General features: G+C 73.7%; 12 protein-coding genes. 7 read left to right on the top strand and 5 right to left on the bottom strand.

Going from position 1 to position 13,678, the window contains the following annotated elements:
• The first annotated feature begins 156 nt into the window (after nucleotides 1-156).
• From ABTZ03_RS35510 to ABTZ03_RS35500, 3 genes are all read left to right on the top strand, one after another.
• Nucleotides 157-789: a TetR/AcrR family transcriptional regulator gene (locus ABTZ03_RS35510; RefSeq protein WP_350517298.1), complete on the top strand. Its 633-nt coding sequence runs from the start codon at nucleotides 157-159 to the stop codon at nucleotides 787-789.
• Nucleotides 786-1,430, top strand: a complete 645-nt coding sequence (locus tag ABTZ03_RS35505; protein WP_350517297.1) for a VC0807 family protein — start codon at nucleotides 786-788, stop codon at nucleotides 1,428-1,430. The genes ABTZ03_RS35510 and ABTZ03_RS35505 overlap by 4 nt, the downstream gene beginning before the upstream one ends.
• Before the next feature lie 72 nt (nucleotides 1,431-1,502).
• Nucleotides 1,503-2,147 carry an HAD-IA family hydrolase gene (locus tag ABTZ03_RS35500; protein ID WP_350517296.1) on the top strand — a complete coding sequence of 215 codons (645 nt, stop codon included), beginning with the start codon at nucleotides 1,503-1,505 and terminating at the stop codon, nucleotides 2,145-2,147.
• Between the two features lie 93 nt (nucleotides 2,148-2,240).
• Here the strand turns inward: ABTZ03_RS35500 and ABTZ03_RS35495 are convergent, their stop codons facing one another.
• Together ABTZ03_RS35495 and ABTZ03_RS35490 are read right to left on the bottom strand one after the other, a co-directional pair.
• Nucleotides 2,241-3,578 (bottom strand): MFS transporter, encoded by a 1,338-nt coding sequence (locus ABTZ03_RS35495; protein WP_350517295.1) that lies wholly within the window; start codon nucleotides 3,576-3,578, stop codon nucleotides 2,241-2,243.
• Entirely contained in the window at nucleotides 3,575-4,240 is a 666-nt protein-coding gene (locus tag ABTZ03_RS35490) for an ArsR/SmtB family transcription factor (RefSeq protein WP_350517294.1), read from the bottom strand. The genes ABTZ03_RS35495 and ABTZ03_RS35490 overlap by 4 nt, the downstream gene beginning before the upstream one ends.
• Before the next feature lie 136 nt (nucleotides 4,241-4,376).
• Between ABTZ03_RS35490 and ABTZ03_RS35485 the strand changes: the two genes are divergently transcribed.
• The 3 genes from ABTZ03_RS35485 to ABTZ03_RS35475 all read left to right on the top strand — a co-directional run bounded on the left by ABTZ03_RS35485 (nucleotide 4,377) and on the right by ABTZ03_RS35475 (nucleotide 9,589).
• Nucleotides 4,377-6,359: an SMI1/KNR4 family protein gene (locus tag ABTZ03_RS35485; protein ID WP_350517293.1), complete on the top strand. Its 1,983-nt coding sequence runs from the start codon at nucleotides 4,377-4,379 to the stop codon at nucleotides 6,357-6,359.
• Nucleotides 6,360-6,505: 146 nt separating this feature from the next.
• Entirely contained in the window at nucleotides 6,506-8,968 is a 2,463-nt protein-coding gene (locus ABTZ03_RS35480) for a type II toxin-antitoxin system prevent-host-death family antitoxin (RefSeq protein WP_350517292.1), read from the top strand.
• Nucleotides 8,969-9,589: a hypothetical protein gene (locus ABTZ03_RS35475; RefSeq protein WP_350517291.1), complete on the top strand. Its 621-nt coding sequence runs from the start codon at nucleotides 8,969-8,971 to the stop codon at nucleotides 9,587-9,589.
• Between the two features lie 38 nt (nucleotides 9,590-9,627).
• On the opposite strand, the gene ABTZ03_RS35470 is transcribed toward ABTZ03_RS35475, so the two are convergent.
• Genes ABTZ03_RS35470 through ABTZ03_RS35460 form a run of 3 tightly spaced genes read right to left on the bottom strand, consistent with a single transcriptional unit; the run spans nucleotide 9,628 to nucleotide 12,507 of the window.
• On the bottom strand, nucleotides 9,628-10,866 hold the full coding sequence (locus ABTZ03_RS35470; protein ID WP_350517290.1) for a cytochrome P450: 1,239 nt from the start codon (nucleotides 10,864-10,866) through the stop codon (nucleotides 9,628-9,630).
• Nucleotides 10,867-10,913: 47 nt separating this feature from the next.
• Nucleotides 10,914-12,317 (bottom strand): NAD(P)/FAD-dependent oxidoreductase, encoded by a 1,404-nt coding sequence (locus ABTZ03_RS35465; RefSeq protein ID WP_502894692.1) that lies wholly within the window; start codon nucleotides 12,315-12,317, stop codon nucleotides 10,914-10,916.
• A complete protein-coding gene (locus tag ABTZ03_RS35460) occupies nucleotides 12,271-12,507 on the bottom strand; it encodes a ferredoxin (protein WP_350517288.1) in 237 nt (78 codons plus the stop codon). The genes ABTZ03_RS35465 and ABTZ03_RS35460 overlap by 47 nt, the downstream gene beginning before the upstream one ends.
• A 447-nt stretch (nucleotides 12,508-12,954) precedes the next feature.
• Between ABTZ03_RS35460 and ABTZ03_RS35455 the strand changes: the two genes are divergently transcribed.
• The gene (locus tag ABTZ03_RS35455) at nucleotides 12,955-13,668 is read left to right on the top strand and encodes a maleylpyruvate isomerase family mycothiol-dependent enzyme (protein WP_350517287.1); all 714 of its coding nucleotides are present in this window, start codon (nucleotides 12,955-12,957) and stop codon (nucleotides 13,666-13,668) included.
• Nucleotides 13,669-13,678 lie beyond the last annotated feature (10 nt).

Raw genomic sequence — 13,678 nt, 5'->3', positions numbered from 1 at the left:
GTACTTCACGGAGTCGTACGGCCGTACCGCACGGACAGGCGTACCGCGTGGATCAAGGACTGTCGGCACCACCGGGCGAGCCCGCGCACCCGTACGGAGCCCCGGTCGTGTGTTCCGCACGCCCCATTCCTTGCCGACCCATGTTAGTTTTTACTCATGCGAGTAAACAGTGCCGGTCCGGACACCGGATGGAGCTTCACCAACGACGCGCGGCGCGTCCAGATCGTCGCCGCAGCCATCGAGACCGTCGCCGAACTCGGCTACGCCAAGGCCTCGTTCGCGCAGATCGCCAAGCGGGCGAAGATCTCCAGCGTGCGGCTGATCTCCTACCACTTCGCAGACAAGGCGGACCTCTTCCAGGCCCTGGTCGACACCGTCCAGGAGCAGGCCCGGACCGCCATCCAGCCCCAGGTGCGCGCCCACCACGAACCGGCCGCGATGCTGGCCGCCTACATCGAGGCCAACCTCGCCTTCCTCGCCGAACACCCCGTCGAGGTCCGGGCCCTGGTGGACGTCCTGGCCAACGCCCGCCGGGAGGACGGCGGCCCGCTGGTCGGTACGGCCGGCTTCGACACCCCTGTCGCCCTGCTCGTGCAGCACCTGCGCGACGGCCAGCGCAGCGGCGCCTTCCGCCCCTTCGACGCCGAGGCGATGGCCACCGCGATCCGCGCCTCGATCGACGCGGCCGCCAACCGGCTCGCCGCCGGGGACGACTTCGACCCGCTCGCCTACGGACGCGAACTGGTCACCCTGTTCGACCTCGCCACCCGCAACGGAGGCGCGGCATGACCCTCCACACCGTCCCCCGCCGCACCGGCGCCGCCGCCCTGTTACCGCTGCTGCTCGACCTCGCCCTGCCGCTCGGCGTCTACTACGGGCTGCGCCTGGCGGGCGTGGACCAGTGGTGGTCCCTGCTCTGGTCGGCCGCGGTACCGGCGGTCACCGTGCTCCTCCGGCTGGCCCGCACCCGCCGGGTCGACTTCGTGGCCCTCCTCGTCCTCAGCATGATCGCCCTCGGTCTCGTCCTCTCCGCCCTGACCGGCGACCCCCGCACCCTGCTGGTCCGCGAAGCCTGGACCGGGATGCTCGGCGGACTGCTCGGCGTCTGGCTGCTCGTCTCCGTCGGCTACGGACGCCCGGCCCTGATGGTCCTCTTCCGCTCGTTCGTGCAGGTCAAGGCGGGCGAGGACGGACTGCGCGCCTGGGAGGCGCGCTGGCACCAGGACGCCGGCTTCCGGCACGGCCTCCGCGTGCTCACCGCGGTCTGGGGCGCGGCCAGCGTGCTCAACGCCCTCGCCCAACTGACCATCGCCTACCTGCTGCCGCTCGACGCCGCACCCGCCGCCATGCACGCCTGCTGGCCGGTCATCGCCGTACCGCTGTTCCTGTTCCACCTCGCCTACACCAAGCGCCACGGCCTGCGGGCCTGACCGGCGCGGTGCCGGGGCCTGGCATGATCGCACCCCATGGACCCCACAGATCCCATGGACTCCATCGATCCCATGGACCCCGGAACGCCCGGCGCTCTGCTCTGCGACATCGACGGTGTGATCCGTTCCTTCGACTACACCGAGGTGGCGCGGCTGGAGCAGGCGGCCGGGCTGGCCGCGGGCACCGCTGCGGACATCGCCTTCGCCCCCGAGCAGGACCTTCCGCTGCTGCTCGGCCGGATCACCCGGGCCGAATGGGCCGCTGCCATCGCGGCCGTGCTGGCCCGACAGGTCTCCGCAGTGCGGGCCCGTGAGCTGGCCGACGCGTTCGCCCAGGTGCCCTCACGGGTCGACGCGGAGGTGGTGGCCCTGGTCCGGCAGGTCCGTGGCCGGGTGCCGGTGGTGCTGGTCAGCAACGCCACGCCGTGGTTGGACCAGGACCTCGATCGGCTGGGGCTGGCCGATCTGGCCGCCCATGTGGTCAACAGTTCCCGGGTCGGTCTGGTGAAGCCGGACCCCGCGATCTACCACCTCGCCGCCGCCCGCGCGGGAGTCGTGCCCGGGCGCTGTCTGTTCGTCGACGACCTCGCGGTCAACGTCGAGGCGGCCCGCGCGGTGGGTATGACCGCGGTCCACTACCGCGACCCGGACACGCTGCGCGACGCGCTGGCCCCGCTGCTGGGACGTGTCGCGACAGCGGATCAAGGCCATGGCTGACCGTGGTTCGCGGGGCGGGTGACCCGGCGGACCCGCGCACGGTACGGGGACGGGCGGCCCTCTCGTACACCGGGAATTGAACCCCCGTAGGCGTCAACTCGCCGTGTTCGCACGGTCCTGGGAGAACGCTTCGCCGGGATGCGGCTCCGGGGCGCCCCGCCCGCGCGTGCGGTCCATCTCGCGCCATTCCGGCCGCAGTCCGGCCAGGTTCGTGGTGAGGAAGTACGCGGTGGCGCAGACGAGTAGCACCGGGGCGAGGCCGACAGCGGTCACCGCCGCCCCGGCGATCAGCCCGCCGAGGGGGATGCCGGCCCAGGCCAGCGAGTCGCCGAGGGCGTTGACCCGGCCCAGCATCCGGCGTGGCACCCGTTCGACGAGCACGGCACCCAGCACGGGGTTGACGAAGCCGGCGCCGAACCCGCTGACCGCGAGGACGGCCAGGACCACCCCCAGCGGGGCGTCGAGGGCGAGGACCAGGAATCTCGGTGCGCCGGCCAGCAGGAAGCCGGTGAGAACCGTCACCCGGCGGCGCAGCCGGTGCGCGACCACCGCGGCGATCAGGCTCCCGCCGACCGCCGCGGCCCCCATGACGCCGCCCATCAGGCCGATCACGGCCGGTCCGTTGCCGGACTCCCTGGCCCAGACGGGTACGAGCACCGGGGTGAACGCCGCGTCCAGCAGGTTGGTGATGCCGACCATCACGATGACGGTGAGCAGCAGCGGTTCGCCGCGCAGGAAGGTGAGGCCCTCGCCGAACCGCTGCCAGTAGCCCGGTCCCGTCTGCCCGGCCCGCGTGGGGGCCTCCTCGACCGGGTGACCCATGCCGCGGGGCAGCGCGAGCCTGACGATCACCGATCCGAGGGCGAAGCAGCCCGCGTTGACGGCGAGTCCGCTCAGGGGGCCGAGCAGTGCCACCAGGGATCCGCCGACCGCCAGGCCGACGGTGGAGGCGAGCCGTTCGGTCACACCGGCCAGACCGGTGGCCCGCTCCAGTGGCACCCGGCTGCGCTCGGCCGCCTCCGGGACCATCACCTCCTTGGCCAGGTCGCCGGGCCCCCGGGCCGCGCCGATCAGCGCGACGAGGGCCAGGAGGAGGGGGAAGGACAGCAGGTCCAGGGTGTGGAGCAGGGGGACCGTGGCGGCGGCGGTCGCGCTGGCCAGATCGGTGGTCCAGGAGACGGCCCGCGGGCCGATCCGGTCGACCAGCGGGCCGGTGAAGGCCTTGACCACCACGTAGGGGGCCATCTCGCAGAACGCGACCAGTCCGGTCCGGGTGGCGCTGCCGGTGGTGACGAGGACGAACCAGGGCAGCGCCACGACGGAGATCCGGGTGCCGGTCAGTGACACGGCTATGGCGGCCAGTACCCCGCCCAGCGGCCGTAAGGACCGCCTGCCGGGTGTTGCGTCGACGCCCGGGGCTTCCTCCGTCACGGCGTCTCCGGTCCTGTCGCCGTCCCGGGACCGGTGCGCACCTGCGCCGGGGCGGGTGTCTCCACCTCGGGCAGGAGGTGGGTGATGACATCGACCCGCTCGGCTCCCTCGGGCGCACTCGCCGCCGCCTCGGGCGTGTCCTGCCGGTAGCGGCCGATCACGTCCCTCAACTCCTGGCGCAGGGCCACGGTTTCCTCGGGCGTGAGCCGCAGGGCCCAGTCGCTCATGTCGAAGGTCCCCCGCCATGTGCGGGGCACCGTCTGCAGTTCGTTCAAGGCCTGCTGGATGCGAAGGGTGTAGGTGCCGGCGACGGACTGCAGGTACGCCAGCGCGGCCGCGAGTTCCTGATCGGCCACGTCCCGGCCCCTGAGATCCGTCCGCCGGTGGACCGAACGCCACCAGCGCTCCCGCGCGTTGCCGCGTTCCACGTCCTCCTCGACGAAGCCGGCCACACCGAGCTGGCGCAGGTGGTAGCTGGCCGTCCCGGAGTTCACTCCCAGCCGCTCCGCGAGGCGGGTGGCCGTCGACGGGCCGTACTTCCGCAGCAGCCCGACCAGTTGCACGCGTACCGGATGGGCCAGGGCGCGCAGTCCCCTGGCATCCAGGACGACCGTGTCCTCTTCAACAGCCGTGCCGTCCGGCCTCTTTGACGCATCTGTCATAGGGCACACCCTAGACCGCGAAGAGTTCTTCGCAAAGATGTCTTCGCAAAGAACTCTTCGCAATCCGGCATCCCGGCCGGGGCGGAACCGCGGAGAGCACGGAGCAATGTCAGTGGTGCGTGCAAGGATCACCGGCATGACCGAGGAGACCTTCGACTGGCGCTCGTTCCTGACACGGTGGAGCGACGAGTGGGCCGGCACGTACGGGGGCCCGGACGAGCTTCCGGCCGCCGCTGACGAGCCTGCGTGGCACGCGCGGTGGCTCGGGGCCGAGCCAGCGGCCGGGGAGCGGATCGCGGCGGTCGAGGAGCGGCTGGGGCATCGGCTCCCGCCGTCCTACCGGGCGTTCCTGGAGGTCAGCGACGGCTGGCGGCACGCCGGCGGCTTCGTCTACCGGCTGGCCGGCAGCGGTGAGGCCCGCTGGCACGAGGACGAGCGCGGGCTCAGCGAGTACTACAACAAGGGCGAACTCGAGGGCATGTGGGCGCGCGCCCTCCAACTGGACGTCGAGTCGGACATGACGACCGTCCTGCTGGACCCGTTCGCTGTCGGCGAGGACGGCGAGTGGGCGGTCTATTGCCACCAGTCGTGGGCGGCCTGCGAACCCGCCAGGTACGGCTCCTTCCGGGAGTTCATGCTCGACATGTACCGGGAGTTCCACAGTCTCACCGCTCATTCCCGAGGCCCGGCGTTCGTCAACGAGACCACCCGCCGACTGGACGCCCAGGTGGAGCGGGCCCGGCTGGACGCGCTGCGCGGCGAGCACGAGCGGGCAGCCGCCGCACTCGCCGAGGCCGCCGGATTCGGCCGGCCCCGGGCCCTCGGCATGGGAGACCAGCTGCGCCGACTCCACGGGCAGACGTCCACCGTGCACTACGGCGGGCTGGCCCAGGACCCGCTCTACTCCGGCGAGTTCATCCCCCTCCTGGCGGTCGAGCACGTGGCGCAGCGCCGGGGCGCGGACTCCTGGGCCCGGCAGCTGAGCTCGCCGTCCGACGAGCACCGGGAGGCGGCCGAGGAGGTCCTGCGCGAGGTGACGGAGCGGACGTTCCGCTACACCGCGCGGGGTCCCTTCGGCGAGGCCGTCGAGCGGGCCCGCGAACAGGCCCGCTGGGGGAGGACGGAGGCGGCCTGGCGGACACTGCTCTCCGCGATGCCCCGGTGGAGCCCGCTCGGGCCCGACCACCTCGCGCCGGTCGGCCTGCTCGCCGACTCGCTCCTCGGTCCGCTGATCACACCGGAGCGGGGCCGGGAGCTGCTGGGCATCCCTCGGGGCCCGGAGGCGGCGGAGCACAGCGGTGAAGCTGGCGAGGCCGGTGAGGACGGCGAGGCCGGTGAGGTCAGTGAGGCGGACGGGGCCTGGGCGGCCGAACCTGCGGACGGTCTCGTCTGGTTGGCCGATCCGCCGTCGCGCAACCGCCTCCCCGAGCCGTACCGCTTCGTCCTGGTGGAAGGGGCCGGGCCGGCCGAGCTGCCCGTGCGGCTGGGTGGTCAGGACGCGGTGCTGGACGCACCGGTGACGCACTGGGAACTCGACCGGCGAAGGTTCCGGGGAAGGACGAGTTCGAACTACGAGGACTGCGCCGTCGTCACCGTCGGCCACGCGGGCGGCCCGGGTTGGAGCTTTGCCCTGGACCGGTTCCCGGCGGGCCACCTCGCCGCCCGTTTCGTGTCCCCCGCCGTCGCCGCCTCCCAGGGCGCAGCCCAGCCGGAAGGCGCTGTGCCGCCCGGCGCCCGGGCCGTGGTGGTGTGGTGCGAGCCGGAGCGCGGACTGTTCCACCTCTCCGTCGCCGAGCGGGGCATCGAGCAGTACGCCTTCACCGTCGACGGCCCCGAGGTCCGTAGCAGCGGCGGCCCGATACCCTCCGGGCTCGACCCGGCCGTCCTGTTCGCCACGCCGGCCGTCCCCGTCCCCGCCCCGGTCCCCGGCGAGGGCGTGCCCGACCGTACCGGTGAGCGTCGGGCGTTGACGGCGATCGCGGCCGAGTTCGGTGTGGACCTGCCCCGGTTCGCGATCACCGAGGGTCGGCTGCACACCTTCACCACCCGCTCCTGGACCCGCCCGCCGGGGCCGGGGGAGACCTACATGGTCGTCACCTTCGGGGGGCCGCCCGAGTAGGCCCGGGACACCGCGTTCGTCGGCTTCACCGCCGGGTTCGAGCCGTTACGCTTCTCGTTACAAACCCCTGGACGTGTACCCGTCCTCGGGGAGATCGTCCCGTACCCGTGCCTTTGGTCATGTCCTGGCTCCTGGAAGGTGTCCCGGTGTCCGCCGAGTCTGCTCCGCCCGTCCCGGCCCCGGCCACGGCCGCCCCCTCGCCCACCACTGCGGGGTCCGTGCCGGCGACGCTGCACGAGGCCCGCGGCCAGCTGCCCCAGCTGATCAGGTCGGCCGCGGAGGGTCAGGACGCCGAACTCGCCCGTGGCAGCCACCGCGCACGCCTCACCTCACCCGAGCGGGCCGCCGCCGCCGGCCACGACCTCCGCACGGCCCCCACCCACGGGATCGCGGACGCACGCAAGAAGCTCGGCGACCTGATCCAGGCCGCCGCCGAAGGCACGCCCCAGGTCCTGCGCCGCCACACCACACCGGTGGCCGTTCTGGTCCCCGCGACCGACCAGCCCGCCGCCCCCGGCCCTACGGCCGTTCCCGTCGCAACCCCCGCCCCGGCCAGTTCCGAAGCCGAAGCCGAAGCCGAAGCCGAAGCCGAAGGCGAAGGCGAAGCCCCCGCCCCACCCCGCCGCCCGCTCGCCCCCCTCGGCCAGGCCCTGGCCGCCGTCCTGACCCCCACCCCCGGCACCCCGCCCCACCCCGCCCAGCCCGCGACACCTCCCGGCCTGCCCACCGGGATCGCCACCCTCGACCACGCCCTCGGCGGCCTCCAGCCCGGCCGCTTCTACCTGGCCGCCGGCGCTCCCGGCGCCGGATCCAGCCTCATCGCCACCACGGCCGCCCGCACCACGGCCCTCACCCACCACCGCACCGTCCTCTACGCCGCCTCCGGCCTGACCCGCCAGGACATCGCCGCCCGGGTCATCGCGGCCCACACCCCCGTCGACTACCGCCGCCTGCGCGCCGGCACCCTCACCGACGACGAACGCCGGGAGGTCGCCAGCACCGCCGAACTCCTCACCGCGGCACCGCTGTTCATCGACGACGGCACCGGCCTCGACGCCGACGCCATCACCTCCACCGCCATCGACATCCCCGACCTGGCCCTGCTCGTCGTCGACCGCCTCCAGGCCGCCCACGACCCCCGCCTGCCGCTGTCCGGTCCCACCGCCCTCACCGACGCCGTCCAGGCCCTGGCGCACCTCGCCCGCACCCACCACCTCCCCGTCCTCGCCGCCATCGACAGCGACGACCCGGCCCTCCTGCAGACCCTGGCCGCCGACGTCACCCTCACCCTCACTCGCGACCCCCAGGACCCCACCCGCACCGAACTCACCGTCACTGAACGGGACTTGGGTACCCTCACCACCCTCACCCTGACCGCCGACCTCACCCACGCCCGCCTCACCGATCCCGCACCGGCACCCGCACCCGCACCCGCAGCCGCCGCCGACGCTGCACCCGCACCCACCACCGAGCCTGCGCCCGTCCCCGCCCCGGTTCCAACCCCCACCCCGACCGCCGAGCCCCGTCCGGCGACGCCGCCGCCCACCGCCCCGACCCCTGCCCCGCCCGCCGCCCCCACCCGCAACCGCGAGTACGCCGGCACCGGCCGGGACCTGGGCTACTACCTCGACATGATCACCTCCGCCGTCGATCAGGCCCTGGAAGAACACGACGGCGACGCCGAGGCCGCCTCCGAGGCCCTGGAGAAGAAGGCCATCCCGAACGGCATGGCCCTGTTCGACGCGACCCGCGTCGGTGCCGCCTACGAGCACACCGCCTACCCGGAGCGCCTCGAATTCCTCTCCAAGAAGGCCCGGAACGGCGCCGACGACATCTGGGAAGGCCGCCACAAGTGGGAGAACGCCCCGCTGATGGCCGCCCTCAGAGCCGGCACCGCCGACCCCGTCGAGGTGGACGTCCTGGACACCAACGCCGCCTACTGCAGCGCGTTGAAGACCCACCTGCCGATCGGCGCGCTCCAGCAGCGCCCCGACGGCGGCTTCGACCCCAAGCGCTCCGGCATCTACCTGCTCCCCGCCCGCCCCGCCTGGGACCACCCCCACCTGCCCGACCCGATCGGCAACCGCCACGAGACGGGCCCGCTGCTCCTGGACGACGCCACCGTGCGCCTCCTCATCCGCTGCCACAAGCTGGGCCTCGCCGAGGCCCCGCACATCACCCAGGCCTGGACCTCCGGCGCGTCCGAGGGGCTGCTGGAGAAGTTCCGCCGGGTCCTCACCCAGGCCCGCGAGGATGCCATCACCGCTGGTGACTCCATCACCGAGAAGTACGTCAAGGCCATCTACGCGAAGTTCGCGTCCACCATCGGGGAGTCCACCTACAACCGCGACATCCGCCGACCCGACTGGATGCACATCATCCGCTCCCAGGCCTTCGCGAACCTCTGGCACAAGTCACAGCGCGCCCACCAGGCCGGACTCACGATCGTCGCCCTGCGCGGGACCGACGAACTCCACGTCACCGGCGGCGAATGGCGAAAGGCCGGCGGCGGACCCTTCGAAGAAGGCCGTCTGACCACCCAGCTGAAGCTGAAGAACCAGTACACCCTGCCGCACACCGGCAGCCGCACCCGCACCCGGAGCGTCTAGATGTCGACCGACGGCTGGAAGAACTTCGGCCGCTACGGAGCCGACCGCGACCGCGGCAACGTGCACGGCTCCGTCGCCCTGGGCCGCGCCCTCGAAGACGCGGTGGAACGCATGATCGTCGAGGGCGGCATCAAGTCCCCGGCCACCACCCGCCGCGGCCTCATCGCCCGGATGCGCTACCTGACGACCCACAAGGGCGGCCCCGCCGCCCTCGCCCAGGCGGGCATCACCGCGGCCGCCGCCACCATCCGCGCCTGGACCAAGGGCAGCCAGCGCCCCCGCACCGCGAACCTGGACGCGATCGACACCGCGTACTGGAACCTGCGGGCCGCCAACGTCCTGGCCAACCCCGCCATCCTCAAGGCCCACCTCAACCGCGACGGCCGCGGCACCCGGATCGAGATCCACCCCGTCAACCAGGACGTCGTCGACGAACCCCGGCGCCGCGACAACCTGCGCGTCCGCTCCTTCCAGGCCCGCTACATCTGGGACGACAGCGTCGACGCCCTCACCACCGGCGACCTCACCAAGCTCGAAGAGATCTGGGACGACGTCATCAGCGAACTCGACTCCGACTACGGCGCCTACCAGTACGTCTCCTCCGTGGGCCTCGGCGCCTGACCACCAACCACCCACCCACCACCCACCCAGCCCCCTGCTCAGTCCGTGATGCCGGAGACGCCCAGTGGCAGGTGGCGGGGCCCGCGCAGGATCGGGCTGCGGCGGTACACGGGCGGGTCCTGGAGGAGCCGGGGGCCGTCGAGGCGGCGGATCAGCGCGGTGAGCGCGATCTGCCCCTCGATCCTGGCGAGCGGCGCGCCGAAGCAGCTGTGCACGCCGCTGCCGAAGCCGAGGTGCTGGTTGTCCTGCCGGGTGGGGTCGAAGCGGTCCGGGTCGCGGAACCGCAGCGGGTCCCGGTTGCCGGCGGCGAGGACCAGGACCAGCGGCTGGCCCTTGGGGACGGTGACCCCGGCGACCTCGACGTCGGTCAGTGCGGTGCGCTGCGGCAGCAGCTGGACCGGGGGCTCGTAGCGCAGCACCTCCTCCACCATGCCCGGCATCAACTCGGGCCGCTCGCGCATCAGTTGGAGGGCGTCGGGGTGGCGCAGCAGGGTGAGCGCGCTGTTGGTGATCAGGTTGACGGTGGTCTCGTGCCCGGCGATGAGCAGCAGCACGGCGGTGGCCATCAGCTCCGTCGGGGTGAAGCCGCCGTCCGGGCCCGGGTCGTTGACGAAGGCGGAGAGCATGTCGCCGGAGGGCTTGCCGCGGCGGGCCTCGGCGAGCTCGCCGAGGTACAGCCCCATCTCCGTGCGGGCCTGGAGGGCCGCGCGCTGGCGCTCGGCCGGGTCGGTGCCGGGCGTGGGGTCGAAGCCCTCGATCAGCGTCTCGGACCAGGTGTGGAAGCGGGGTTCGTCCTCGCGCGGCACCCCGAGCAGTCGGCAGATGACGGTGACGGGGAGCGGGTAGGCGAAGTCCTCGACGAGGTCGATCCGGTCGCGGCCGCGCAGCCCGTCGATCAGCTCGTCGGCGATCGCGGTGATCTCGTCGTGCATGGCATCGACCCGGCCGGGCGCGTGGGGCGGGCCGAAGGGCCGCATGGCGATGGCGCGCAGCCGTTCGTGCTCGGGGTCGTCCCGGCCGATGAAGGCGACCGGGACGCCCTGCATCTCGTCCGGGACGGTGCGGTTGCGCCGGTCGGAGCTGATCCGCGGGTCGTGGAGCAGCGCGGCGATCTCGCGGTGGGTGCCGACCAGGTAGCTGCCGTCGTCCTGGCGGGCCACGCCGTGCTCGCGCAGTTCGGCGTAGAGGGGGTAGGGGTCGGGGCGGTTGGCGTAGTCGGTGATCCGGCTGTACAGGGTGCCGGGGGTGCCGGTGGAAGCGGTGTCGGCGGCGGTCATGGCGGGCTCCTCGGGGTGGCGGCGGTGGTCCTCGGGGCGGTCGGCGGTCAGCCGCCCCAGCGCCGCAGGACCAGCCGGCGGTCGGGCAGGTGGCCGGTGAGCGCGACGGTGGGACCGTGCGAGAGCACCTTCGGATCGGGTACGTCGGACGGCACGGGGGTGCGGGAGGCCGGCGGTTCCACGCCGTCCCAGTCGGGCGGGAACGGGGCGGCCGTCTCGATCAGCCCCTGGTAGTGCTCCAGCCACTTGCCCCGGTTCACGCTCACGGCGGCCGTGATCCGGCCCCGGTAGCCGTAGACCGCGACGAAACGCCGCTCCTGCGGCGAGCCCTGGGCGACCATCACGTGGTCGGAGAAGGTCGGCACGCCGACGGACTTGATGTTGAGGCCGAACTGGCTGGACCAGAAGGCGGGCACGCTCAGGTGCGGCAGCCGTCGCGGTCCCGGGTTGACCATGTTGTGCGCGGCCACCTCGGCCTGGGCGACCGCGTTGCCCCAGTGTTCGAGGGAGAGCAGCTGGTACTCGAAGAGGGGGTGCGGGAAGCGGGCGACGTCGCCCGCGACGAAGACGTCGTCGGTGACGATCCCGTACATGTCGAAGGCGCGGCAGCCCGCGTCGCAGGCGACGCCGCGCGGACCGGCGGCGAGCCCGGAGTCGGCCAGCCACTCGGTGTTGCGCACGGCCCCCAGGGCGACCACGGCGACGTCCGCCTCGATCCGGCTGCCGTCGGAGAGCACGGCGCCGGTGAGCCGGCCCGCCCGGCCGTCGAGCGCGGTGACGGTCACGCCGCAGCGCAGGTCGACCCCGTGGGCGCGCTGGACACCGGCCGCGAAGGCCCCGAAGGCTCCGCCGAGGGCGCCGACCAGCGGAGCGGGACCGCGCTCCGCCACCGTCACCGGCAGGCCGCGTTCCCGGCAGGCGGAGGCGATCTCGGAGCCGGTGAACCCGGCGCCGATCACCAGCACCCGTCGCGGGCCGGCCGCCAGGCGTTCGGCCAGGCCGGCCGCGTCCTCGACGGTGCGCAGGGTGACCACCCCGTCCAGGGCGGCCTCCGCGGGGTTCGGCCAGGGCCGGGCCCGGGTGCCCGTCGCGATGAGCAGCCGGTCGAAGGGCAGCCGCTCGCCGTCCGCGAGCAGCACTTCCCGGGCGGCCCCGTCCAGGCCGGTCGCGCGGACGCCGAGGCGCCAGTGCGCGTCCACCTCGCGACGGCGCGGCAGCGCGGTCTCCTCGGCGCGCACCCGCCCGAGCAGCACCTGCTTGGACAGCGGCGGGCGGTCGTACGGGGGGAGGTGCTCCTCGCCGACGACGGTCAGCCGCCCTTCGAAGCCCTTGTCACGCAGCGTCTCCGCGGCGCGCAGACCGGCGAGCGAGGCGCCGACCACGACGATCCGGCCGCCGCGCAGGTCAACGGACACCGGAGCGGCCCTCCTCGCCCGAGGCCGGGCCCGCATCGCGGCCCTCGACCAGGATGGCCTGCACGGGGCACGCCACGGCGGCCCGCAGGACGCGTTCCCGCTGCTCACCGGGGGGCTGGGGGGTGTACATCAGGGCCTCCTCGCCGTGCAGCTCGAACACTCCGGGCGCGAGGAACACGCACTGCGCGTAACCCTGGCAGCGGTTGAGGTCGACGACGATCTTCATGCTCGCTCCTCCCGGTCGGTCCGTATCCGTCCTACCGTCGCCGCCCCGGCCGCGCGCCCGGGGGTACTCCGGCGGAGGGGTCGCGGCGCGGTCCCGCGGCGACGCGGGGCGGTCCCGCAACGGCGCGGGGCGGGGTCGGACTCGCGGTCGAGCGCCTCCTGATCGATGCGCTCGACCGGCTCAGCGCCGCATCCGCGGTCCTGGTGGCGGCAGGAGGCGGGACACTGCTCCTCGCCCGTAGGCGCCGCCGTGAGCGCTGACCGCACCACCTGCTCGACCCCCTGAGCCCCCACCCGGCACGTCCGCCGGACCGAGGGGCCAGGACCTGAACGGCGGTTCCCGCCATCCACGACGGATGGCGGGAACCGCCGTTTGTCGGCCGTGTTCACCACTGGTTTCGAAGGAAATTCGCTTTCGGCCGCCGGAGCCCGGTGATAGACAGCCGTAGTGCAGAAGAATCTTGAACTCCCCGACCTGCTGCGGCTGATCGACGAGCGGGCGACGGCCTTCCGAGCCGCGATCGCCGCCGCGCCCAGCCTGGACGCCCAGGTGCCGACCTGTCCCGAGTGGACGCTGTTCGACCTGGCGCGGCACGTGGGCTCGGGCCGCCCGTTCTGGGCCGCCGTCGTCGAGGCCGGTCCGGCCGACGCCCCGCCGGCCGAGGCCGTGACGGCGCGCGCCGAGGCGCAGGCGCCCCGGGAGCGCGAGGCGTTGGTGGCCTGGCTGGCCGCGTCGACGCAGGAGCTGCTGGACACCCTGCGGGAGGTCGGCCCGGACGCCGAGTGCTGGACGTGGTGGGGTGCCTCGCAGTCGCCGCGGACCAGCGGTGCCGTCGCCCGGCACCAGCTCCAGGAGATCGCGATGCACACCTATGACGCCCAGCTCACCGTGGGCGCCGCGCAGCCGCTGCCGGCGGAGGTGGCGCTGGACGGCGTCGAGGACTTCCTGTTCACCTGCTGCGCGTGGTCGGGAGTCTGGCCGCACGAGCCGGCCGTCGTCGACTACCACGCCACCGAGGGCCGCTCCTGGCGCTTCACGGTCGAGGCGGACGGCGCCCGCGCCGGGCGCCGCCCCGCGGCCGGCGGGGGGGTTTGGGGGGGCCAGGCCCCGGCCCGCCCCCCCCCCCCGGGGCCCCCCGGGGTTCAGGGGCGGTGGGTATAACGTCGCACCC

It is taken from the genome of Kitasatospora sp. NPDC096077, assembly GCF_040303245.1.
Taxonomy (GTDB): domain Bacteria; phylum Actinomycetota; class Actinomycetes; order Streptomycetales; family Streptomycetaceae; genus Kitasatospora.
This window is presented reverse-complemented; position numbering and strand designations above follow the sequence as displayed.